The sequence below is a fragment of the Pseudomonas sp. TE6288 genome, assembly GCF_054062095.1.
The window spans coordinates 326,941-353,714 of sequence record NZ_JBSSEW010000001.1; the positions used below are offsets into that span (position 1 = coordinate 326,941).

The 26,774-nt window shown below is 69.4% G+C and carries 2 protein-coding genes (1 of these 2 running past the window's edge); both read right to left on the reverse strand.

Going from position 1 to position 26,774, the window contains the following annotated elements; genetic code table 11:
• Positions 1-1,319 carry the 5' end (the start) of an amino acid adenylation domain-containing protein gene (locus tag ACVWY1_RS01565; RefSeq protein ID WP_457377687.1) on the reverse strand. The gene continues 13,216 nt to the left of window position 1, outside the view, so 1,319 of the gene's 14,535 nt are visible here — the first part of the coding sequence; its start codon is at positions 1,317-1,319; its stop codon lies off the left edge, out of view.
• Positions 1,316-26,767 (reverse strand): non-ribosomal peptide synthase/polyketide synthase, encoded by a 25,452-nt coding sequence (locus ACVWY1_RS01570; RefSeq protein ID WP_457377688.1) that lies wholly within the window; start codon positions 26,765-26,767, stop codon positions 1,316-1,318. The genes ACVWY1_RS01565 and ACVWY1_RS01570 overlap by 4 nt, the downstream gene beginning before the upstream one ends.
• Positions 26,768-26,774: the final 7 nt, after the last annotated feature.

Below are 26,774 nucleotides of genomic sequence, written 5' to 3' on the forward strand. Positions count from 1 at the left end.
CGGTAGTTGAGCAAGGCGTTGAACAATGGCGTCGGTGCCGCCACGCCGCTGCAGCGCTGGGCCAGGGCCAGGGGCGCATGCTCGTGGCGCATCAGCGTGCTCAGGCGCTGGTGGGTAGCCTTGATCGCCGTGGGCAGGTCGACGGCATCCAGGTCGACCCGCAGCGGCAAGGTATTGATGAAAATGCCCAGCGCCCGGTCGGTGGCTTCGGCACCTTGCAGGCGCCCCATCAGCACGGTGCCGAACACCACCTGCTCGCGCCCGGTCAGGCCACCCAGCACCCGCGCCCAGGCCAGGTGGAACAGGCTGGCGACGCTCACCCCTTGGCTCCGCGCCTGGCTGCGCAGGTCGCGGCACAACGCCAGGTCGAGATCCAGGGCGTGCTCGTCCAGCGCCGCGCCGTCACCCTGCACATCGCCCAGGCCATAGGCCAGGGTCGGCCCATCGACGCCCCCGAGCATGTCGCGGAAAAACGCCTCGTGCTCGGCCTCGCTCACGCCCAGCAGGGCCTGGGCCACGTGGTTGCGAAACGGCACCGGCCGGCCCAGATGGGCACTCTCGCCGAGCAGGAAGGCGAGCATTTCGTGGCGCACCACTTCCAGGGCGCTGTGGTCCATGGCCACGTGGTGGAACTGCAGGGTGGCGTGGACCTGCCCGCCGGGCTCCGGCGCCTGGCACTGCAGGCGGATCAGCGGGGCCTGGGTCAGGTCGAAGCCAGTGTCGGGCAACGCGCCGGGAGCCAGTTGCACGACACGCAGCCGGGCCTTGCGCCAGACCACCTGCAGCGGCGTTTCCAGGGTTTTCCAGTGCACCGAGGTGCGCAGGATGTCGTGCCGCTCGATCACCCCTTGCAGCGCCTGGGCGAAGGCCTCGACCCGGCTGCTGTCGGCAAACACGAAGCGCGCCTGCATCACATAGGGATCATGCTCGCCGGCACTGGCGTGGTGGAACAGCATGCCCTGTTGCAGCGGCACCAGCGGGTAGATGTCCTGCACGTTGGCCGCCCCGCCGGGGATGGCCGCGACCAGCTGGTCGAGGCTGTCCTGGTCGAGGTCGGCCAGGCTGAGCATGGCGGACGTGATGCGCTCGCAATCGGCGGGGATGCGGTTCTCCGGCACTTCGACGCTGCCCTGGCGCGCCGCCACGTATTCACCGCGCTCCAGCAGGGCGACCAGCGCCGGCTTGTGCTCGCGCAAGCGTGCCACCAGGGCCGTGTCGGTCAGGGCCTGGCGATTGCCCTGGACCACCAGCTGGCCATCCTTGAGGGCCAGCTGGACATTGTTGGCGGTCAGTGTCGCCAGTAGTTCGTTGATGCTCACAGGACGATCTCCATTCTGTCTGTGATGGCGGCATAGCCTGCCAGCGTCGGGTGTTCGAACAGGCTGCGCACGTCGGCCTCCAGGCCCGCTTCGCGCAGGCGCGAGGTGAGGGTCACCGCCAGTAGCGAGTGGCCACCCAGTTCGAAGAAGTTGTCATGGCGCCCTACCCGCTCCACGCCCAGCAGCTCGCTCCAGATCCGCGCCAGCAGCTGTTCGGTATCGCCGGCCGGCGCCTCGTAGTCGCGGCTCGGCAGGTCAGCTGCCGGCAGCGCCTTGCGGTCGAGCTTGCCGTTGGCGGTCAGCGGCAGGGCCGGCAGCGGAATGAACAGTGCGGGCACCATGTATTCCGGCAGTTGCCCGAGCAACGCTTCGCGCAAGGCCTCGGCCGGCGGCACGTCGCCGGTGACATAGGCCACCAGGCGCGGGCCGGCCGGCTGGGTGTCGTGCACCAGCACCACGGCTTCGCGCACCCCGGCCACACGAGTGAGGCAGGCCTCGATCTCGCCCGGTTCGATGCGCAGGCCGCGCAGTTTGATCTGGTGGTCGGTGCGGCCGAGGAACTCCAGTACGCCGTCGGGACGCTGGCGCACCAGGTCGCCGCTGCGGTACAAGCGGTCACCTGCCACGAACGGGCTGGCGATGAAACGCTCGGCCTGTTGCTCCGGCAAGCCCAGGTAGCCCCGCGTCACCCCGGCCCCGCCGATGTGCAACTGACCGGCAACGCCGAACGGCACCGGTTGGTCGTGGGCGTCGAGGACGTACAGGCGGGTGTTGTCGATCGGCCGGCCAATCGGCAATGCGCCCGACGGCAGCGGGTCCCGTGCCTCCAGGGTCCAGACGCTGCAATCCACCGTGGTCTCGGTGGGGCCATAGACGTTGTGCAGGCGCACCTGCGGCAAGCGCTCGCGTACCTGGCGGGCCAGGGCTTCGGTGAGCTCGCCACCACCGCAGACGATGTCGGTGAGGCTGGCGCAGGCGGCGCTGGCGTCCTCGTCGAGGAACTGCTGCAGCAAGGCCGGCACGAACTGCACCACCTTGACCTGTTGCCGCTCGATCAGCCCCGCCAGGTACTGCGGGTCGCGCTGGCCATCCGGGCGCGCCAGCACCAGGCGCAGGCCCGTGCACAGCGGCCAGAACAGCTCCCACACCGAGGCGTCGAAGCTCACCGGGGTCTTGTGCAGCACCGCGCCTTCGCTCGGGAACAGCCCGGCGCTCCAGTGCACCAGGTTGACCACGTTGCGGTGCTCGACCATCACCCCCTTGGGCACGCCAGTAGAGCCGGAGGTGTAGATCACATAGGCCAGGTGCTGCGAGGTCAGGCCAGGCACCTGCGGGTTGCTGTCCGGCAGGTCGCCCCACGTCGGCTGATCGAGGTCGACCAACGTCGCCGACGAACTCACCAGGGCGCGGGTGGCCTGTTGCACCAGCAACGCTCGCGGCTGGCTGTCGGCGAGCATGTGGCCGAGGCGCTCGGCCGGATAGTCCGGGTCGAGCGGCACGTAGGCGCCACCGGCCTTGAGGATCGCCAGCAGGCCGACCAGCAGCGGCAGGCCGCGCTCGACGCAGATCGCCACCCGGTCGTCGGGCTGCACGCCCAGCGCGATCAGGTGGTGAGCCAGGCGGTTGGCCTCGGCATTGAGCTGGATAAAACTCAGCTCACCCTGCTCCGCGCAGATGGCCACGGCCTCGGGCGTACGCAGGGCCTGGGCCTCGAACAGCGCCTGGAGGGTCTGGGTCAGGTCGTGAGGCCGCGCCGTGCGGTTGCAGTCGTGCACCAGCTGACGGCGCTCATCGAGCGACAGCACCGGCAGTTTCAGCAACGCCTGGCGTGGCTCGCATGCCAGCGCTTCGACCATTGCCTGCAGCACCTGTCGCAGTTGCTCACAGACCCGCGCGGCGCCGACCGCCGCCGGGGTCAGGGCCACCAGACGGAAGCCTGCACCAATGTCGTCCACGCTCAGGCTCAGCGGATAGTTGCTGCGCTCATTGCTCTGCAGGGTCTCGATACCCTGCAGCGCCAGGCGCTGGGCCTCGTCCGCCTGGGTGCCGTGACGGTAGTTGAGCATCGCGCTGAACAGTGGCGCCGGCGCCGGTACGCCGCTGCAGCGCTGGGCCAGGGCCAGCGACGCATGTTCGTGGGCGAGCAAGGCGCTGAGGCGCTGCTGGGTCTGATGCACGCCGTCCAGCAAGGTCGTGGCGCGCAGGTCCAGGCGCAGCGGCAGGGTGTTGATGAACATGCCCAAGGCCTGTTCGGCGCCCTCGCCAGCCTCCAGCCGGCCCAGCAGCACGGTGCCGAACACCACGCTGTCGCGGCCGCTGGTGGCGGCCAGCAGACGGCCGTAGGCCAGGTGGAACAGGCTGGCGACGCTGACACCCAACCGCCGGGCCTGTTGCCGCAGGTCTGCGCACAGGGTCTCGTCCAGCCACAGCTGGGCCTCCTCGATGCCCTGGCCATCGACCTGCACGTCGCCCAGGCCGTAGGGCAAGGTCGGCTCGTCGATATCACCCAGTTGCTCGCGGAAGAATGCCTCGTGCTCGGCCTGGCTGACGCCCAGGCGCGCCTGGGCCACGTAGTTGCGGTACGGCGCGCCCTGCCCGGCGGGCACCGCTGCGCCCTGCAGGTAACCGACCAGCTCGCGGCCCAGTACATCCAGAGCGGTATGGTCGAGGACGATATGGTGGAATTGCAACGCGGCCAGCAACCCTGGACCTTGCGGGTCCGGCCAGTGGTACAGGCGCACCAGCGGGGCCTGTTCCAGGGCCAGGGCGTGCGGCACCGCGGCTTCATCCGCCACCTCGAACACCGCCAGAGCGGCCTGGCGCCACACCACCTGCACCGCCTGCGGCAGGCCGTCCCACAGCACCGAGGTGCGTAGCACGTCGTGGCGGGCGATCACCTTGCCCAGGGCATCGACGAAGGCGTGCAGGCGTTCTTGGCTGGCGAACGCCATGCGCGAGGCCAGCACGTAGGGGTCGTGCTCCGGCGAGCTGAGGTGGTGGTAGAGGATGCCCTCCTGCAACGGCGCCAGCGGGTAGATGTCCTGCACGTTGGCCGCGCCGCCCGGCACCGTGGCGACGATGCGCTCGATGGCGGCCGGTTCAAGATCCACCAGTGACAGCATGTCCGGGGTGATCCGGGTGCAGCCGGCCGGGATCCGGTTGGCCGGGACCTCGACCCGGCGGCCCTGGCCCAGGGTCGCCGCCAGCGCCGCCACTGTCGGCTGGCCGAACAGGGTGCGCACGTCGGCCTGCAGACCCGCTTGGCGCAGGCGCGCGGTGAGGTTGACCGCCAGCAGCGAGTGGCCGCCGAGCTCGAAGAAGTTGTCGTGGCGACCGACCTGCTCGATACCCAGCACTTCGGCCCAGATCGCGGCTATTGCCACCTCGCAAGCACCGCTCGGCGCGACATAGGCTTGGCGAACCAGGGCCGAGGGGTCGGGATCCGGCAGCGCCTTGCGATCCAGCTTGCCGTGGTTGGTCAGTGGCAGTGCGTCCAGGCGCACCAAGGCTTGCGGCAGCAGATGCGCCGGCAGGCTGGCCTGCAAGCCCTCGCGCAGGCGCTCGATATCGACCGTTGCCGCTTCGGTAAACCACGCCAGCAGGCGCTCGTCGCGCACCAGCACCACGGCATCGGCGATGCCCGGCTGGGCCTTGAGCGCGGCCTCGATCTCGCCCAGTTCGACCCGCACACCGCGAATCTTCACCTGGTCATCGTTGCGCCCCTGGTAGTCCAGGGTGCCGTCGACGTTCCAGCGCACCAGGTCGCCGCTGCGGTACATACGGCCAGCGGCGAACGGGTCGTCGAGGAAACGCTCGGCGGTAAGGTCGGGGCGGTTGAAGTAGCCGCGGGCCACCTGCGCGCCACCGATGTACAGCTCGCCGGTCACGCCGACCGGCACCGGTTGGCGCTGCGCATCCAGCACATAGACGCGGGTATTGGCGGTCGGCTTGCCGATATGCAGCGCGCCACCCGGCTGAAGTTGACCGGACGTCGCGACCACCGTGGTCTCGGTCGGGCCGTAGTTGTTGACCAGCACGAAGCCCGGATCGCGGTCGAACTGGCGCAGGCGGTCGCCGCCCACCAGCAAGGTGCGCAGGGTCGGGTGCTGGCGTTCGCGGCGCAGCGCCTGCTCGGCCACCGGCGTCGGCAGGAAACTGACCTGCAGCGGTTGCTGCAGCCACCAGTCGAGCAGTTCGTCGACATGTTCGCCGCCAATGTGCGCCGGCGGCAGGTGCAGCACCGCCCCGGCGCACAGCGCCGGCCAGGCCTCCCAGGCCATGGCGTCGAAGCCGAAGCCGGCGACGCTGGAGGTGTGGCTGCCGGCGCCCAGGCCAAAGGCCTGGCAATGCCAGTGGACCAGGTTGGCCAGGGTGCGGTGCTCGACCATCACGCCCTTGGGCTGGCCGGTGGAACCGGAGGTGTAGATCACATAGGCCAGCTGATGCTCGTCCAGGCCCTGGACAACCGGATTGTCATCGGCCTGGTCCAGCCAGTCATCGCCATCCAGTGCGACCTTGGCCACCGCGTCCACCAGCGACTCAGTGCTCGATTCGACCAGCACCAGCGTCGGCGCACTGTCACTGAGCAGATAGGCAATACGCTCCGCCGGATAACCCGGATCGACCGGCACATAGGCCGCGCCGGCCTTGAGCACGGCCAGCATCGCCACCAGCCGCTGCGGACCGCGCGGCAGGCACAGCGCCACGCGATCCCCCAGGACCACGCCACGCTTGATCAGGTAATGGGCCAGACGATTGGCGCGCTGGTTCAGCTCGCCATGGCTCAGGCTCACCTCGCCCTGTACCACGGCCAGCGCCTCGGGCGCCTGGGCCTCGACCAGCGCATGCACGGTGTGGCCTTTCGGGTAGCTCGCAGCCGTGGCATTGAAGCCTTCGAGCACTTGGACCTGCGCTGTGTGATCGAGGATGGGCAATGTGTCGACCTGCACCGCGCCATCTTGCTCCAACGCCAGGACCAGCCCGGCCACCGCCGAGTTCATCCAGCCCGCGACCCGCTCGGCGCCGATACCCAACAGGGCCAGCACACTGAGGGTGAAGCCTTCGCCGTGGTCATCCACGCTCAGGGTCAACGGATAGTTGCTGCGCTCCTCGCCGCCCAGCTGATGCATGCCCTGGAAGCTGTCGCTATCAGCCGCGGTCACATCAACCGGGCTGTGACGGTAGTTGAGCAACGCACTGAACAACGGCGACGAGGCCGCCACGCCACTGCAACGCTGGGCCAAGGCCAGCGACGCGTGCTCATGGCCAAGCAGCGCCGACAGCCGCTGGTGGGTAAGCCGCACCGCGTCACTGGCCCCCTTGGCCGTGTCGATGCGCAACGGCAAGGTATTGATGAACACGCCCAACGCACGGTCGGCGCCCTCGCCGCCCTGCAGGCGGCCCATCAGCACGGTGCCGAACACCACGTCGTGACGCCCCGCCAGCACGCCCACCACGCGGGCCCAGGCCAGGTGCATCAGGCTCGCGGCACTGACACCCTGCGCCCGCGCCTGTTCGCGCACCCGGCGCGACAAGGCGGGGTCCAGTGGCAGGCGGGCTTCCTCGATATCACGCCCGTCGCCCTGCACATCGGCCAGGCCCATGGGCAGGGTCGGCTCCTCGACATCGCCGAGCATGTCGCGGAAGAACGTTTCGTGCCCCGCCTGCGCGGCGCCCAGGCGCACCTGGGCCACGTAGGTGCGGTACGGCACAGGAGGACTCAGCAGGTGCTGGCGCCCGGACAGCAACGCCTGCATTTCATGGACAATGACCTCCATCGCCGTGTGGTCCAGGGCCAGATGATGGAAGTGCAGCACCGCGACCACGCGCTGCCCGGCCGGGTCCATGGCGTAGGTCAGGCGCAGCAGTGGCGCCTGGGTCAGGTCCAGGCGCTGCGAACGTGCGTCGAAATGATCGTGCAGGCGCTCGATCACCGCCTCCTCGCCCAGCCCAGTGACTTCGTGCACGTCCAGGCGGGCTTGGCGCCAGACCACCTGCACCGGCTCCGCCAAACCTTCCCAGACCACCGAAGTGCGCAAGATATCGTGGCGGTCGATGACCTGTTGCAAGGCACCGGCACAGGCTTGCAGCCGCTCCAGGCTGTCGAAGGCCAGGCGGGTCTGCAGCAGATAGGGATCACCCTGCTCCGCACTCAGGTGGTGATAGAGGATGCCTTCCTGCAACGGCGCCAGCGGATAGATCTCCTGCACATTGGCGGCGCCGCCCGGCACGCTGGCGACGATGCGGTCGATGCTGGCCTGGTCCAGTTCGATCAGGCTGAGCATCTCTGGGGTGATCCGGGTCGCATCGTGGGGGACACGGTTCTCGGGTACGGCCACCTCTCGTCCAGCGCCCACCGCCGCCGCCAGCGCGGCCAGGGTCGGCTGGGCGAACAGCACGCGCACGTCGGCAGCCAGGCCGGCCTTGCGCATGCGCTCGACCAGGCTCACCGCCAGCAGCGAGTGGCCGCCCAGTTCGAAGAAGTGGTCGTGGCGACCGACCTGCTCGACCTTGAGCACCTCGGCCCAGATCGCGGCCAGTGCCGTCTCCACCTCGCCCTGCGGCGCCTCGAAGGCGCGGCTGACCACGGCCTCGCTGCCTGGCTGCGGCAGCGTACGGCGGTCGAGCTTGCCGTTGGCGGTCAGGGGCAACGCGTCCAGACGTACATAAGCCGACGGCAGCATGTAGTCCGGCAGCACGCCTTGCAGGCGCTCGTGCAGTTCGCCGATGGCCGGGGCCTCGCCGGTGAAGTACGCCACCAGGCGTTTGTCCCCCGGCGCGTCCTCGCGCACGATTACCGCCGCGTCACGCACGCCCGGGCATTCGCCCAGACGCGCCTCGATCTCGCCCAGCTCGATACGGAAGCCACGCAGCTTGATTTGCTGGTCGGCGCGGCCCAGGTAACGCAGGGTGCCGTCGGCCTGCCAGCTGACCAGGTCACCGCTGCGGTACATCGTGCCGCTATTGAACGGATCCGGCAGGAAGCGCTCGGCCGTCAGCTCCGGCTGGCCCAGGTAACCCAGGGCCACGCCGTCGCCGGCGATATACAGCTCGCCCACCGCCCCCACCGGCAGCAGTTGCTGGCGGGCATCGAGCACGTAGCAACGGCTGTTGCCGATCGGTTTGCCGATGGGAATGCTGCCCTCACCCACCGCAGTGATTTCGTGGGTGGTGCTGAAGGTGGTGGCCTCGGTCGGGCCGTAGCCATTGAGCAGGTGCTGCGGCGCGCCGTCACGCAGTACCCGGGCGATCACCGCCGGGTCCAGCACGTCGCCACCGACCATCAGGTAGCGCAGGCCACGGAACGCCGGCAGCAGGTCGTCGGCGAACTGGTGGAACAGCCCGGCAGTCAGCCACAGCACCGTGACGCCCTGCTCCAGCAGCACCTCACGCAGGCCCTGGCGCGACAGCACCTGGTCCTGGTCGATCACCACCACCGCGCCGCCGTTGAGCAGCGGCGCCCAGACTTCCAGCGTGCTGGCGTCGAACGCCGGGTTGGAGGCGAACGCCACGCGGTCCTGGCTATTGAAGTCGGCAAAACCGTTGTTGATCACCAGCCGCACGATGGCCCGGTGCGGCACCTGCACGCCTTTCGGCATGCCGGTGGAGCCGGAGGTGTACATGATGTACGCCGCGCTGCCGGCGTCCACCGCCAGCCCCAGCGGCGCGGCCGCATAGGTGCTCAGGTCGAGCCGGTCGAGTTCGACCCGGCGCGCCCCCGCCACTTCGGGCTGGTCGCTGTGGGTCAGCAGCAGCGCCGCCCCGCTGTCGCCGACCATGAACGCCTGGCGTTCGACCGGGGCATTGCCGTCCAGCGGCACGAACACCGCCGCGCACTTGCTCACCGCCAGCTGGGCCGCCAGCAGGTCGAAGGAGCGTGGCAGCAACAAGGCCACGCGATCACCGGCACGCACGCCCAGTTCCAGCAGATACCCGGCCAGCCGATTGGCCTGCTGGTCGAGGGCCTGGTAACTCCAGCGCCTTGTGCCATGGGCCACCGCCAGCGCATCCGGGCTGGCCTTGGCCTGCGCCTCGAACAACACATGCACGGGCAGATCACGTGGGTAGTCGCGCCCGCCGGCGTTGAATTGGCGCAGCACCCGCTCGCGCTCGGCTTCCGGCAAGCCATGCAGCCGGCTCAGTGGCATTGCCGGGGTATCCGCCAATGCCTCGACCAAGCGAGCCAGGGCCTCCTGCAACAACTGGCAGACCAAGCCGCCGTCCACGGCCGACACCGCCTGCACGGTCAGGGCGAACCCATCCCCCAGGTCGTCGACGCTGACCACCAGCGGGTAGTTGCTGCGCTCATGGGCGGCCAGCAGTTCGATCCCCTGCCAGGCCTGGGCCTGCTCCGTGCCGCCAGCCGCGCTGTGGCGGTAGTTCAGCAGGCTGGTGAACAGTGCCTGTGAGGCCGGAACACCGCTGCAGCGCTGGGCCAGGGCCAGGGAGACCTGTTCATGGGCCAGCAGGCGCGCCAGGCGCTGGTGGGTCAGGCGCACGCCTGCGACCACGTCCATGTCACCCACGCTGACCCGCAACGGCAGGGTGTTGATGAACATGCCCAGCGCCCGTTCGGACCCTTCGCCGCCTTGCAGGCGGCCAAGCAGCACGGTGCCGAACACCACCTCTTCACGGCCGGACAACTGCGCCAGCACCTGCCCCCAGGCCTGGTGTACCAGGCTGGCGACACTGATCCCCAGCGCCCGCGCCTGACCGCGCAAGCGTTGCGCCAGGCTGTCGTCCAGGTACTGGCGATGGTCGAGCACATGGCTGCCATCGCCCAGCGCGTCACGCAGGCCGAACACCTCGGTCGGCTCGTCGATATCGCCCAGCAGCTCGCGGAACATTGCCTCCTGCGCCTGATTGTCATCGCGCAGTCGCGCATGGGCCACATAGTTGCGGTACGGCACGCTGTCGCCCTGAGGCTCGCGGCCCAGCAGCACATCGCCGACCTCCGCCACCAGCAGCTCCATGGCGGCATGGTCGAGGAGGATATGGTGCAGCAGCAGGGTTGCCTGCAATCGACCATGCTCCACACTGCTGCTCAGGTGCATCAAGGGTGCGCGCCCCAGGTCCAGGCGCACGCTGTCCAGTGCTGGCTGGATGTCCAGGCGCGCTTGGCGCCAGACCACCTGCACGGCCTCATCGAGCCCCTGCCAGTGCACGCTGGTGCGCAGGATGTCGTGACGGGCGATGACCTGGTTCAGCGCGGAAACGAAGGCGTCCAGCTCGGCCTGGCCGGCGAAGGCGAAGCCCAGTTGCAGCACATAGGGGTCGACCTCGGCGCTGGCCAGGTGGTGGTAGAGAATGCCCTGCTGCAACGGCGCCAGGGCATAGAGGTCCTGGACATTCGCCGCGCCGCCGGGGATCTGCCGCACGACCTGGTCGAGCGCCGCCTGGTCCAGTTTCGCCAGTGGCAGCATATCGACAGTGATGCGCTGACAATCGGCCGGAATGCGGTTGGCCGGCACCTCCACCACCACTTCGCCACCCACCGCCGCCGCCAGCGCCGCCAGGGTCGGCTGGCCGAACAGCACCCGCACATCCGCCGCGAGGCCCGCCTGGCGCATGCGCGCGGTCAGGGTAACGGCCAGCAGCGAGTGGCCGCCGAGCTCGAAGAAGTTGTCGTGGCGACCAACCGGTTCGACACCCAGCAACTCACGCCAGAGTTGCGCCAACAGGGTCTCGACCTCGCCTTGCGGCGCCTCGTAGACCTGCTGCGTCGCCTCTGGCTGCGGCAGCGCCTTGCGGTCCAGCTTGCCGTTGGGGCTCAGCGGCAGCGCCTCGAGGTAGGTGAACGAGGCTGGCACCATGAACTCCGGCAATTGGCCGAGCAGTGCCGCGCGCAAGGCCTCCGGCGCCTGCCGGGCGCCGGTGTAGTAGGCCAGCAGGCGCTGGTCGCGGGCCAGCACCACGGCTTCCTTGACCCCGTCGACGCGGGTCAGGCAGGCCTGGATCTCGCCCAGCTCGATGCGCAGGCCGCGCAGCTTCACCTGGTCGTCGTTGCGCCCGAGGTACTCCAGGTTGCCGTCGGGCAGATGCCGGGCCAGGTCGCCCGTGCGGTACAGGCGACCACCGGCCTGGCTGGCGAACGGATCGTCGAGGAAGCGCTCGGCAGTCAGTTGCTCGCGGTTGAGGTAGCCACGCGCCACCTGCACGCCGCCGATATACAGCTCGCCGGCCACGCCCCGCGGCACGGGCTGGCCGTGGGCATCGAGCACGTACAGCGTGGTATTGGCGATCGGCTTGCCGATCGGCGTGTTGTCCGGCGCCGTCACACAGTGCCAGGCGCTGACGTCCACCGCCGCTTCGGTCGGGCCGTACAGGTTGTGCAGCTCGACCGTCGGCAGCTGTGCCTGGAAGCGCCGCACCAGGCTGCCGGGCAAGGCTTCGCCGCTGCACAACACGCGCTTGAGGCGGTGCGGCAGGACATCGCCATGGGCGAGGAACACATCGAGCATCGACGGCACGAAGTGCAAGGTGCTGACCCGCTCGGCGCGGATCACCTCGCGCAGGTACTCGGGGTCGCGGTGCCCGCCAGGGCGCGCCATCACCAGCCGTGCCCCGGTCTGCAGCGGCCAGAGGAACTCCCACACCGACACGTCGAAACTGAACGGGGTCTTCTGCAGTACCACGTCGTCAGCGCCCAGGCGATAGGCGTCCTGCATCCACAGCAGGCGGTTGACCACTGCGGCGTGCTCGTTCATCACCCCCTTGGGCAGGCCGGTGGAACCGGAGGTGTAGATCACGTAGGCCAGGTGGCGCGGGGTCAACCCGGCCACCTGTGGCGCCTGTGCCGGTTGCTCCAGCCAGGTTGGCAGGTCGAGGTCGATCACCGGCACCGCGCCGGCCTGCGGCACATGGCGTGTGGCGGCGTGCACCAGCACCGCCAGCGGGGCACTGTCGCCAAGCATGTGCCGGATGCGCTCGGCCGGGTACTCCGGGTCCACCGGCACATAGGCGCCGCCGGCCTTGAGGATGGCCAGCAGGCCGACCACCATCGCCAGGCCCCGCTCGACGCAGATCGCCACCCGGTCGTCGGGCTTCACGCCCAGGGCGATCAGGTGATGGGCCAGGCGGTTGGCCTGGTCATCCAGCTGGCGATAGCTCAGCTCGCCCTCCTCTGCCTTTACCGCCACCGCATCAGGGGTGCGCCGCACCTGGGCCTCGATCATTCCGTGCAGGGTCTGGTCGAGGTCGTAGGCCTGGGTCGTGTCATTGAAAGCGCCCAGCACCTGGCGCCGTTCATCGGCGCTCAGCACGGGCAGGCGCTGCAGTTGCTCCTCGGGGTGCTGTTCAAGCGCCAGCAGCAGACCGTCGAGCACCTGCAGCATCTGCGTGCAGACTCTTTGCGCGCCAACCTGGGCAGACACCTGCACGCCCAGGCGCAGGCCGTCGCCGAAATCATCCACGTTCAGGCTCAGCGGATAGTTGGTGCGCCCCTCGCTGCCCAGCGCCTCGATACCTTCCCAGGCTTGCGCCTGCGGCGCGGCCCGGCTGCTCTGGCGGTAGTTGAGCAAGGCGCTGAACAGCGGCAGCGGCGCCGCCACCTGGCTGCAGCGCTGGGCCAGGGCCAGCGAGGCGTGCTCGTGGAGCAACAGCGCCGAAAGCTCGCGGTGCGTGGCCAGCACGCCTTCGCGCACGCCGAGCTCACCCAGGTCGACCCGCAGCGGCAAGGTATTGATGAACATGCCCAACGCCCGTTCGCTGCCCTCGCCGCCCTGCAGACGGCCCAACAGCACGGTACCGAATACCACCTGGTCCTTGCCGCAGGCACTGCCCAGCAGGCGCGCCCAGGCCAGGTGCACCAGGCTCGCGGTGCTCACCCCCAGCTGGCGAGCCTGGTCACGCAGGCGGCCATAGCGGGCCCCCTCGAACTCGACCTCGGCCTCATCGAGCGCCAGCCCTTCGCCTTGTACCTCGCGCAGGCCGAACGGCAGGCTCGGCTCGTCGATATCGCCCAGGCGGGCGCGGAAGAACGCTTCATGCTCGGCCTCGCTGACGCCCTGGCGCGCCTGCACCACATAGTTGCGGTACGGCACCGACGGCGGCAGCGGCTCGTCGTGGCCCGACAGATAGCCGCGCAGCTCGGCCTGCACCGCCTGCATGGCGATGTGGTCGAGCACGATATGGTGGAACTGCAGCACCGCCTCGATCCGCTGGCTGCCCGGCACGGTGCGGTGCAGCAGCCTGATCAGCGGCGCCTGGCCCAGGTCCAGGCGTGCCAGGTGCTGCGCGTCGAGCGGCGCCAGTTGCAGCGGCGCCTGGCGCCAGACCACTTGCACCGGTTGCGCCAGGCCGTCCCAGAGCACCGCGGTGCGCAGGATGTCATGCCGGGCGATGACCTGCTCCAGGGCCTGCGCGAACGCCTGCAAGCGCGCCGGGCTGTCGAAGCGCAATTGCGCGCGCAAGGCATATGGATCGGCGTCCGCGCTGCTCAGGTGCAGGTAGAGGATGCCTTCCTGCAACGGTGCCAGCGGGTAGATGTCCTGCACGTTGGCCGCGCCGCCCGGCACCGTGGCGATGATACGGTCGATGGCGGCCTGCTCCAGCGCAACCAACGGCAGCATGTCCGGGGTGATACGGGTGCAATCGGCCGGGATCAGGTTGGCCGCAACCGGCACCTGGCGGCTGTGCCCCAGGGTGGTTGCCAGCGCCGCCACCGTCGGCTGGCCGAACAGCGTGCGCACGTCGGCTTGCAGGCCGGCCTGGCGCAGCCGCGCGGTCAGGCTTACGGCCAGCAACGAATGGCCGCCCAGTTCGAAGAAGTTGTCGTGACGCCCTACCCGCTCGACACCCAGCAACTGCGCCCAGATTTCGGCCAGCAGGGTTTCAGTGTCGCCCTGTGGCACTTCGTAGCCGCCCGCCTGCAGATCCGGCAGCGGCAGTGCCTTGCGCTGCAGCTTGCCGTTCGGGGTCAGTGGCCAGCTGTCGAGATGGATGAACAGCGCCGGCACCATGTACTCCGGCAGCTGTGCCAGCAAGGCCCGGCGCAGCGCGTCGGCCTGTTGTGGTTCACCCCGGTGATAGGCGACCAGGCGCGCACCGCTGTGCGGATGCGCGTGCACCAGCACCAGCGCTTCACGCACACCCGCGATCCGGTTCAGGCAGGCCTCGATCTCGCCCGGTTCGATGCGCAGGCCGCGCAGTTTGATCTGGTGGTCAGTGCGGCCGAGGAACTCCAGCACGCCGTCGTGGCGCTGGCGTACCAGGTCGCCACTGCGGTACAGGCGCTCACCGTCGACGAACGGGCTGGCGATGAAACGCTCGGCCTGTTGCTCCGGCAAGCCCAGGTAGCCCCGCGTCACCCCGGCCCCGCCGATGTGCAACTGACCGGCAACGCCGTACGGCACGGGCTGGTCGTGGGCGTCGAGGACGTACAGGCGGGTGTTGTCGATCGGCCGGCCAATCGGCAATGCGCCCGTCGGCAACGGATCCCGCGCTTCCAGGGTCCAGACGCTGCAATCCACCGTGGTCTCGGTGGGGCCATAGACGTTGTGCAGGCGCACCTGCGGCAAGCGCTCGCGTACCTGGCGGGCCAGGGCTTCGGTGAGCTCGCCACCACCGCAGACGATGTCGGTGAGGCTGGCGCAGGCGGCGCTGGCGTCCTCGTCGAGGAACTGCTGCAGCAAGGCCGGCACGAACTGCACCACCTTGACCTGCTGCCGCTCGATCAGCCCCGCCAGGTACTGCGGGTCGCGCTGGCCATCCGGGCGCGCCAGCACCAGGCGCAGGCCCGTGCACAGCGGCCAGAACAGCTCCCACACCGAGGCGTCGAAGCTCACCGGGGTCTTGTGCAGCACCACGCCTTCGCTCGGGAACAGCCCGGCGCTCCAGTGCACCAGGTTGACCACGTTGCGGTGCTCGACCATCACGCCCTTGGGCACGCCAGTAGAGCCGGAGGTATAGATCACATAGGCCAGGTGCTGCGAGGTCAGGCCAGGCACCTGCGGGTTGCTGTCCGGCAGGTCGCCCCACGTCGGCTGATCGAGGTCGACCAATGTCGCCGACGAACTCACCAGGGCGCGGGTGGCCTGTTGCACCAGCAACGCCCGCGGTTGGCTGTCGGCGAGCATGTGGCCGAGGCGCTCGGCCGGATAGTCCGGGTCGAGCGGCACGTAGGCGCCACCGGCCTTGAGGATCGCCAGCAGGCCGACCAGCAGCGGCAGGCCGCGCTCGACGCAGATCGCCACCCGGTCGTCGGGCTGCACGCCCAGCGCGATCAGGTGATGGGCCAGGCGGTTGGCCTGGGCGTTGAGCTCACGGTAGCTCAGTTGCCCCGCTTCAGCGTGCACGGCAATCGCTTCGGGGGCGCGTGCGGCCTGCCGCTCGAACAGCGCCTGGATCGGCTGCTCGGAATCATTGGCCCGCGCCGTGGCGTTGCAGCCCTGCAACAGGTAGGCGCGTTCCTCGTCCTGCAGCACCGGCAGTTGCAGCACCGTCTGCCCGGCTTGCGCCTCCAGGCCTTCGACCAACGCCAGCAGTACCTGCCGCAGCTGCCCGCAGACCCGCTGGGCGCCAACCGTCGCCGGGGTCATGGCCACCAGGCGGAACCCTTGGCCCATGTCGTCCACGCTGAGGCTCAGCGGGTAGTTGCTGCGCTCCTGGCCGTCGAGGAACTCGATGCCCTGCCAGTCAAGGCGCCGGGCCTCGCTGGCCTCCTGGCCGTGGCGGTAGTTGAGCATGGCGCTGAACAGCGGCGCCGGCGCCGGTACGCCGCTGCAACGCTGGGCCAGGGCCAGCGACGCATGTTCGTGGGCGAGCAAGGCGCTTAGGCGCTGCTGGGTATGGCGCACCGCCTCGGGCAGGGCCGCGCCCTGCAGGTCCAGGCGCAGCGGCAGGGTGTTGATGAACATGCCCAGCGCCCGCTCGGCGCCCTCGCCAGCCTCCAGCCGGCCCAGCAGCACGGTGCCGAACACCACGCTGTCGCGGCCGCTGGTGGCGGCCAGCAGGCGGGCGAAGGCCAGGTGGAACAGGCTCGCGGGGCTGCTGCCCAGTTGCCGGGCCTGCTGGCGCAGGCGCGCAGCCAAGGTCTCGTCCAGCCACAGCTGGGCTTCCTCGATAGCCTGGCCATCGCCCTGCACGTCGCTCAGGCCGTAGGGCAGCGTCGGCTCGTCGATATCGCCCAGCAGCTCGCGGAAGAACGCCTCGTGCTCGGCCTGGCTGACGCCCAGGCGCGCCTGGGCCACGTAGTTGCGGTAAGGCACCGGGGCCTGCAACGGTGCCGTGGTGCCTTGCAGGTAGCCCAGCAGTTCCGCGCCGATGATCTCCAGGGCGGTGTGGTCGAGGACGATATGGTGGAACTGCAGCAGTGCCTCGACCCGCTGGCTGCCGGCATCGGCGCTGTACAGCAGGCGAATCAGCGGTGCCTGGCTCAGGTCCAGGCGTTGCAGGTCCTGCCCTTCGAGCGGTGCGACCAGCAGCGGCGCCTCGCGCCAGACCACCTGCAGCGGTTGCGCCAGGCCCTCCCAGAGCACGGCGGTACGCAGCACATCGTGGCGTGCGATGGCCTGGCGCAATGCAGTGGCGAAGGCTTCGAGCCGCGCCAGGCTGTCGAAGGCCATGGGCGACTGCAGCACATAGGGGTCGTGCTGCGGCGAGCTGAGGTGGTGGTAGAGGATGCCTTCCTGCAACGGCGCCAGCGGGTAGATATCCTGCACGTTGGCCGCACCGCCCGGCACCGTGGCGACGATGCGTTCGATGGCGGCCGGTTCCAGTTCCACCAGTGGCAGCATGTCCGGGGTGATCCGGGTGCAGCCGCTCGGGATCCGGTTGGCCGGGACCTCGAGCTGACGGCCCTGGCCCAGGGTCGCCGCCAGCGCCGCCACTGTCGGCTGGCCGAACAAGGTGCGTACGTCGGCCTGCAGGCCGGCCTGGCGCAGGCGCGCGGTGAGCGTCACCGCCAGCAGCGAGTGGCCGCCGAGTTCGAAGAAGTTGTCGTGGCGACCGACCTGCTCGATACCCAGCACTTCGGCCCAGATCGCGGCTATTGCCACCTCGCAAGCACCGGTCGGCGCGACATAGGCGTGGCGAACCAGGGCCGAGGGATCGGGATCCGGCAGCGCCTTGCGATCCAGCTTGCCGTGGCTGGTCAGTGGCAGTGCGTCCAGGCGGACCAAGGCCTGCGGCAGCAGATGCGCCGGCAGGCTGGCCTGCAAGCCCTCGCGCAAGCGCTCGATATCGACCGTTGCCGCTTCGGTGAACCACGCCAGCAGGCGCTCGTCGCGCACCAGCACCACGGCATCGGCGATGCCCGGCTGGGCCTTGAGCGCGGCCTCGATCTCGCCCAGTTCGACCCGCACACCGCGAATCTTCACCTGGTCATCGTTGCGCCCCTGGTAGTCCAGGGTGCCGTCGGCGTTCCAGCGCACCAGGTCGCCGCTGCGGTACATCCGGCCAGCGGCGAACGGGTCGTCGAGGAAACGCTCGGCGGTAAGGTCGGGGCGGTTGAAGTAGCCACGGGCGACCTGCGCGCCACCGATGTACAGCTCGCCGGTCACGCCGACCGGCACCGGCTGGCGCTGCGCATCCAGCACATAGACGCGGGTGTTGGCGGTCGGCTTGCCGATATGCAGCGCGCCACCCGGCTGAAGTTGACCAGACGTCGCGACCACCGTGGTCTCGGTCGGGCCGTAGTTGTTGACCAGCACGAAGCCCGGATCGCGGTCGAACTGGCGCAGGCGGTCGCCGCCCACCAGCAAGGTGCGCAGGGTCGGGTGCTGGCGTTCGCGGCGCAGTGCCTGCTCGGCCACCGGGGTCGGCAGGAAGCTGACCTGCAGCGGCTGCTGCAGCCACCAGTCGAGCAGTTCGTCCACGTGCTCGCCGCCAATGTGCGCCGGCGGCAGGTGCAGCACCGCCCCGGCGCACAGCGCCGGCCAGGCCTCCCAGGCCATGGCGTCGAAGCCGAAGCCGGCGACGCTGGAGGTGTGGCTGCCGGCGCCCAGGTCGAAGGCCTGGCAATGCCAGTGGACCAGGTTAGCCAGGGTGCGGTGCTCGACCATCACGCCCTTGGGCTGGCCGGTGGAACCGGAGGTGTAGATCACATAGGCCAGCTGATGCTCGTCCAGGCCCTGGACAACCGGATTGTCATCGGCCTGGTCCAGCCAGTCATCGCTGTCCAGTGCGACCTTGGCCACCGCGTCCACCAGCGACTCAGTGCTCGATTCGACCAGCACCAGCGTCGGCGCACTGTCACTGAGCAGATAGGCAATACGCTCCGCCGGATAACCCGGATCGACCGGCACATAGGCCGCGCCGGCCTTGAGCACGGCCAGCATCGCCACCAGCCGCTGCGGACCGCGCGGCAGGCACAGCGCCACGCGATCCCCCAGGACCACGCCACGCTTGATCAGGTAATGGGCCAGACGATTGGCGCGCTGGTTCAGCTCGCCATGGCTCAGGCTCACCTCGCCCTGCACCACGGCCAGCGCCTCGGGCGCCTGGGCCTCGACCAGCGCATGCACGGTGTGCCCTTGCGGATAATTGACGGCCGTGGCGTTGAAGCCCTCCACCACCTGGCGCATAGCCTCGTCATCCAGCATCGGCAGATGATCGAGTCCCTGGCCCGGCGCCCGCTCCAGCGCCTGCAACAGTTGGCCTAGCGTATTGACCATCCACGTGCCGACCTGCGCCGCAGGCAATCCCTCGGCGGCCAGCACGCTCAGCGAGAAACCCTCGCCCAGGTCATCGACGCTCAGGGTCAACGGGTAGTTGCTGCGCTCCTCGCCGCCCAGCAGGCGCACACCCTGCCAAATACCTTCACCGTCCCGGGCCGCCTCGGCGCTGTGCCGGTAGTTGAGCAAGGCACTGAACAACGGCGCCGAAGCCGCCACGCCGCTGCAACGCTGGGCCAGCGCCAAGGGCGCATGCTCGTGACCGAGCAGGGCCGACAAGCGCTGATGAGTGACGCGCACGGCCTGCTCCACCGGCAGCGCGGTGTCCACCCGCAGTGGCAGGGTGTTGATGAACATGCCCAGGGCGCGGTCGGCGCCCTCGCCGGCTTGCAGGCGGCCCATCAATACGGTGCCGAACACCACATCGCGACGCCCTGCCAGCACGCCCACTACCCGCGCCCAGGCCAGGTGTACCAGGCTCGCGGCGCCGACGCCACGCTGCCGGGCCTGCTCGCGCAGGCCTTGGGCCAGGGCGTCAGGCAGCATCAGGGCGGCATGCTCGACCCGTCCGCCATCGCCCTGCACATCGGCCAGGCCAAAGGGCAGGGTCGGTTCTTCGACATCCCCCAACTGGGCGCGGAAGAACGCCTCATGGCTGGCCTGATCGTCGCCCAGGCAGACCTGGGCGACATAATTGCGATACGGCACCGCGGCAGGCAGCGTGGCGCCACGCCCGTCCAGCAGCACCTGCATCTCCTCGCCGACCACGGCCATCGCGGCGTGGTCGAGGGTCAGGTGGTGGAACTGCAACAGCGCCACCCACTCGCCCTGGCGCGGATCCTCGGCATAGACCAGTCGCAGCAAGGGTGCCCGGGTCAGGTCCAGACGCTGCTGGCGGGCATCGAAACGCGCCAGCAACTGCTCGATCACTGACTCCTCACCCAGGCCGGTGACTTCGCTGAGCGCCAGGTTGGCCTGGCGCCAGACCACCTGCACCGGCTCCGCCAGGCCTTCCCAGACCACCGAAGTGCGCAGGATGTCGTGGCGGTCGATGACCTGTTGCAAGGCCGCTGCCCAGCTACGCAGGCGCTCGAGGCTGTCAAAGGCCAGGCGCGACTGCAGCAGGTACGGATCGCCCTGCTCGGCGCTCAGGTGGTGATAAAGGATGCCCGCCTGCAACGGTGCCAGCGGGTAGATCTCCTGCACGTTGGCGGCGCCGCCCGGCACGCCGGCGACGATGCGGTCGATGCTGGCCTGGTCCAGTTCGATCAGGCTGAGCATCTCTGGGGTGATCCGGGTCGCATCGTGGGGGACACGGTTTTCGGGTACGGCCACCTCTCGTCCAGCGCCCACCGCCGCCGCCAGCGCGGCCAGGGTCGGCTGGGCGAACAGCACACGCACGTCGGCAGCCAGGCCGGCCTTGCGCATGCGCTCGACCAGGCTCACCGCCAGCAGCGAGTGGCCGCCCAGTTCGAAGAAGTGGTCGTGGCGGCCGACCTGCTCGACCTTGAGCACCTCGGCCCAGATCGCGGCCAATGCCGTCTCCACCTCGCCCTGCGGCGCCTCGAAGGCGCGGCTGACCACGGCCTCGCTGCCTGGCTGCGGCAGCGCACGGCGGTCGAGCTTGCCGTTGGCGGTCAGGGGCAACGCGTCCAGACGTACATAAGCCGACGGCAGCATGTAGTCCGGCAGCACACCTTGCAGGCGCTCGTGCAGTTCGCCGATGGCCGGGGTCTCGCCGGTGAAGTACGCCACCAGGCGTTTGTCTCCCGGCGCGTCCTCGCGCACGATCACCGCCGCGTCACGCACACCTGGGGATTCGCCCAGACGCGCCTCGATCTCGCCCAGCTCGATACGGAAGCCACGCAGCTTGATTTGCTGGTCGGCTCGGCCCAGGTAACGCAGGGTGCCGTCAGCCTGCCAGCTGACCAGGTCGCCACTGCGGTACATCGTGCCGCTATTGAACGGATCCGGCAGGAAGCGCTCGGCCGTCAGCTCCGGCTGGCCCAGGTAACCCAGGGCCACGCCGTCGCCGGCGATATACAGCTCGCCCACCGCCCCCACCGGCAGCAGTTGCTGGCGGGCATCGAGCACGTAGCAGCGGCTGTTGCCGATCGGTTTGCCGATGGGAATGCTGCCCTCACCCACCCCAGTGATTTCGTGGGTGGTGCTGAAGGTGGTGGCCTCGGTCGGGCCGTAGCCATTGAGCAGGTGTTGCGGCGCGCCGTCACGCAGTACCCGGGCGATCACCGCCGGGTCCAGCACGTCGCCACCGACCATCAGGTAGCGCAGACCACGGAACGCCGGCAGCAGGTCGTCGGCGAACTGGTGGAACAGCCCGGCAGTCAGCCACAGCACCGTGACGCCCTGCTCCAGCAGCACCTCACGCAGGCCCTGGCGCGACAGCACCTGGTCCTGGTCGATCACCACCACCGCGCCGCCGTTGAGCAGCGGCGCCCAGACTTCCAGCGTGCTGGCGTCGAACGCCGGGTTGGAGGCGAACGCCACGCGGTCCTGGCTATTGAAGTCGGCAAAACCGTTGTTGATCACCAGGCGCACGATGGCCCGGTGCGGCACCTGTACGCCCTTCGGCGTGCCGGTGGAGCCGGAGGTGTACATGATGTACGCCGCGCTGCCGGCGTCCACCGCCAGGCCCAGCGGCGCAGCCGCATAGGTGCTCAGGTCGAGCCGGTCGAGTTCGACCCGGCGCGCTCCCGCCACTTCGGGCTGATCGCTGTGGGTCAGCAGCAGCGCCGCCCCGCTGTCGCCGACCATGAACGCCTGGCGCTCAGCCGGGGCATTGCCGTCCAGCGGTACGAACACCGCCGCGCACTTGCTCACCGCCAGTTGGGCCGCCAACAGGTCGAAGGAGCGTGGCAGCAACAAGGCCACGCGATCACCGGCACGTAGGCCCTGCTCGAGCAGGTAGACGGCCAGGCGATTGGCCTGGTCATCGAGCTGGGCATAGCTCCACTGGCGTTCACCGTGGATCACCGCGAGTGCCTCTGGCGTGCTCGCGGCGTGGGCTTCGAACAGGCGGTGGGCGGCCAGGTTGCGCGGGTAGTCGCATGCCGTGGCATTGAAACGACCCAGCACGCAATCGCGTTCGACCCTGGGCAATCCATGCAGACTGTGCAGCGCGACCTGCGGGGTCTGCTCCAGCGCCGTGACCAACTGCGTCAAGGCCCACTGCAGCAAGCGGCAGACGCGCTCGCCATCGACCGACGCCACGGCCTGCACCGTCAACCGGAAATCATCCCCATAGTCGTCGACGCTGACCACCAGCGGGTAGTTGCTGCGCTCCTGCGCGGTCAACAGTTCGATCCCCGGCCAGACCGGCCCCTGCGCAGGCTGGCCAGCACTGTGGCGATAGTTCAGCAGGCTGCTGAACAGCGCCTGCGAGGCCGGCACGCCGCTGCAGCGCTGGGCCAGGGCCAGGGAGGCCTGTTCATGGACCAGCAGGCGCGCCAGGCGCTGATGGGTCAGGCGCACGCCTTCGGCCACACCGCCGCTGCCCACGCTGACCCGCAGCGGCAGGGTGTTGATGAACATGCCCAACGCCCGATCGGCACCCTCGCCGCCCAGCAGGCGACCGAGCAGCACGGTGCCGAACACCACCTCTTCGCGCCCGGACATCTGCGCCAGCACCTGGCCCCAGGCCTGGTGCACCAGGCTGGCGACACTGACCCCCAGCGCCCTGGCCTGCCCGCGCAGACGTGCGACCAGCGCCGGCTCCAAGGGCCAACGGCTTTCACCCACCGAATGGGTGTCGGCCATGGCCTCGCGCAGGCCGAACGCCTCGGTCGGTTCGTCGATATCGCCCAGCAGCTCGCGGAACAGTGCCTCGTCGGCCTGCGGGTCCGCGCCAAGACGTGCCTGGGCCACGTAGTTGCGATACGGGATGCTGGCCGGCAGCTCTGCGGAGCCTTGCAGCAACGCCCCCACCTCGAGCATCAGCTGCTCCACGGCGGTGTGGTCGACAAGAATATGATGCAGCAGCAGGGTCGCCTCCAGCCGCCCTGCCTGGCGCTGGCTGCTCAGGCGCAGCAACGGCGCCTGGCCCAGGTCGAGGCGCGGTGTTTCGAGCGCCGGGCTCAGCAGCAGCGGCGCCTCGCGCCAGACCACCTGCACCGCCGCGTCCAGACCCTGCCAATGCAGGCTGGTGCGCAGGATGTCGTGACGGGCAATGACCTGGTTCAGCGCGGCGACGAAGGCGTCCAGTTCGGCCTGCCCAGCAAAGGCGAAACGCGCCTGCACCACATAGGGGTCGGCGCCTTCGCTGGCCAGGTGATGATAGAGAATGCCCTGCTGCAACGGCGCCAGACCGTAGATGTCCTGGATATTGGCCGCGCCACCGGGGATCTGCCGCACCAGTGTGTCGATGGCGTCCTGGTCGAGATCGGCCAGGGGCAGCATGTCCGCGGTGATCCGCGTGCAGCCTGCCGGGATACGGTTGGCCGGCACGTCGACAGCGGCCCGCCCCCCCACCGAGGCCGCCAGCGCGGCCAGCGTGGGCTGGCTGAACAGTACCCGCACATCGGCCTCCAGCGCCTGCTGACGCATGCGCTCCACCAGGCGTACCGCCAGCAGCGAATGGCCGCCCAGTTCGAAGAAATTGTCGTCACGCCCCACGGGCCCCACACCCAGCAGGTCCGCCCAGATCGCCGCCAGGGCGGTCTCGATCGGGCCCTGGGGCGCCTGGTACTGGCGCACCGGCGCTTCGGGGGTCGGCAGGGCCTTGCGGTCGACCTTGCCGTTGGGCGTCAGCGGCATGCCATCGAGGTGGATGAACAGTGCCGGCACCATGTACTCCGGCAACTGCTCCAGCAGACGCTCGCGCAGGTACTGCGCGGCGTGATCCTGGCCAGTGTGGTAGGCCACCAGGCGCTGGCCGCTGTGCGGGTGCTCGTGGACCAGCACCAGCGCCTCGCGCACGCCGTCCACGCGGTTCAGGCAGGCTTCGATCTCGCCCGGTTCGATACGCAGGCCGCGCAGCTTGACCTGATGATCATTGCGGCCGAGGAACTGCAACGAACCGTCGGCGCGCTGGCGCACCAGGTCACCGCTGCGGTACAGGCGCTCGCCGCGCACGAACGGGCTGTCGATGAAGCGTTCGGCCTGTTGCCCGGCCAAGCCCAGGTAGCCACGCGCCACGCCCACGCCACCGATGTGCAGGTGCCCGGCCACGCCCCAGGGCAGCGGCTGGTCCGTGCCGTCCAGTACGTACAGGCGGGTGTTGTCGATCGGCCGGCCGATCGGCAGCGCGCCTTCCGGCACGGGCTGATCAGGCTCCAGGGTGCAGACGCTGCAATCGACCGTGGTTTCGGTGGGGCCGTAGACGTTGTGCAGGCGCACTTGCGGCAGGCGCTCGCGCACCTGGCGCACCAGGGCTTCGGTCAGCTCGCCCCCGCCGCAGACGATGTCGGTGAGGCTGCTGCACTGCGCGCTGCGCGCCTGTTCGAGGAACTGCTGCAACAGCGCCGGCACGAACTGCACCACGCTGACCCTGGACTCGATGATTCGCCGCGCCACATAGTCCGCGTCACGCTGGCCGTCCGGCCGCCCCAGCACCAGGCGCAGGCCGCTGCCCAGCGGCCAGAACAGCTCCCACACCGAGGCGTCGAAACTGATCGGAGTCTTGTGCAGCACCGCGCCGTCCGCAGTCGCGGGGCACAGCCCGGCGCTCCAGTGCACCAGGTTGACCACGCTGCGGTGCTCGACCATCACACCCTTGGGCAGGCCGGTGGAGCCGGAGGTGTAGATCACATAGGCAAGGTGGCGCGAAGTCAGCCCGGCCACCCGTGGGTCGGTCGCCGGCAGGCTTTCCCAGTCCGCCTGGTCGAGGTCTATCTGCGGCACGGCCAGCGCGCCCGGTACCTCGCGGGTGGCCGCGTGCACCATCACGGCCAGCGGCGCGCTGTCGACGAGCATGTGGCGGATGCGCTCGGCCGGGTAGCTCGGGTCCACTGGCACATAGGCGCCACCGGCCTTGAGGATGGCCAGCAGCCCAACCACCATCGACGGGCCACGCTCGACGCAGATCGCCACCCGGTCGTCCGGGCGCACGCCCAGGGCGATCAGGTGGTGGGCCAGGCGGTTGGCCTGTTCGTTGAGCTGCCGATAGGTCAGCTGTTCACCTTCCGCCTCGATGGCCACCGCCTGTGGATGCAGCAGCGCCTGGCGCTCGAACAACGCGTGCAGCGGCTGGTCGAGGTCGTGTTCGGCGGCCGTGGTGTTGCAGCCGGTCAGCAGTTGATGGCGCTCCTCAGGCGTCAGCACCGGCAGCGCCAGCACGGGCAGGTCGGGGGTGCGCTCGAGCGCCTCCACCAGCCCCTCGAACACCTGTCGCAGTTGTCCGCACAGTCGCTCGGCGCCCCATTCAGCGAGGGCCTGGACCGTCAGGCGCAGATCGTCACCCAGATCGTCGACCGCCAGGTTCAGGGGGTAGTTGGTACGCTCCTCGGTGCCAACCACATCGATGCCCGGCGCCACTGCGATCACCGCGGCGGCGTCGCCCGCCGCGCTATGGCGATAGTTGAGCATGCTGTTGAACAACGGCATCGGCGCCACCACACCGCTGCAACGCTGGGCCAGGGCCAGCGGCGCCTGTTCGTGGCCGAGCAGCGCGGTCAACTGGCGGTGGGTCAGCAACAGTGCATCCCGCACACCCTGCCCCTGCAGGCCGACCCGCAGCGGCAAGGTATTGATGAACATCCCGAGGGCGTGTTCACCGCCCTCGCCCGCCGCCATGCGCCCCAGCAGCACGCTGCCGAACACCACCGACTCGCGCCCGGACCACGCCCCCAACAGGCGCGCCAGCCCCAGGTGCATGATGCTGGCCGGGCTGACCCCGAGCAACCGGGCCTGGGCACGCAGACGTTGGCTGAGGCCGGGCGCCAGGGTGATCCGTGCTTCCTCCATGGGCTGGCCGGCCACCTCCTGGACGCCGAAGGCCAGGGTCGGCGCATCGATATCGGCCAGCATGGCGCCAAAGAATGCTTCATGGGCCTGTTCGTCCTGGGCCTGGCGGCTTCTGGCCAACAGGTCACGGAACGGCACCGGCGCTGGCAACCGCTCGCCATCACCTGCGAGATAGGCTTGGATCTCGCGGCGCACGATGTCCAGGCCGGTGTGGTCCATGACCGTGTGGTGGAACAGCAGCAAGCCCAGTACCCGGCCGTCGCGATCCTGGCCATGCACCAGCCGCAGCAAGGGGGCCTGGGCCAGGTCCATGCGGTAATGACGCGTGTCGAAACGGGCGCGCAATTGCTCCAGCGGCTCGTCACCGTCCAGGCTTCCGACTGCCTCGCAAGCCAGGGGCGCCTTGCGCCACACCACCTGCAGCGGCTGGTCCAGGTATTCCCAGGCCAGTGCCGTGCGCAGGATGTCATGGCGCTGGATCACCCAGTCGAGCGCCTCGGCGAACGCCTGCAGGTGCGCCGGGCTGGCAAAACGCAGCTGCGCCTGCAGCACATAGGGATCACCCTCGGCGGCCGTGAGGTGGTGGTAGAGCATGCCTTCCTGCAGCGGCGCCAACGGGTAGATGTCCTGCAGATTCGCCGCGCCCCCGGGCAGCGTGGCGACGATGCGGTCGATGGCGGCCTGGTCGAGCCCGGCCAGGGGCAGCATGTCGGGGGTGATGCGCAGCGCCGGGCTCAGCCAGCCATCCTCCAGGCCCGCAAGCATCTCCAGCAGCGCTGGCTTGTGCGCCGCCAATGCGTCCCACAGCGCGTCATCGAGGGTGTCGTCATCGCCCTCGACGATCAGGTCGGCCTCCTCGCGCTGGAGTCGGATCGCACGGGTGGAAAGCGCTGCCATGAGTTCGCTGAAGAGCATTGGTAAG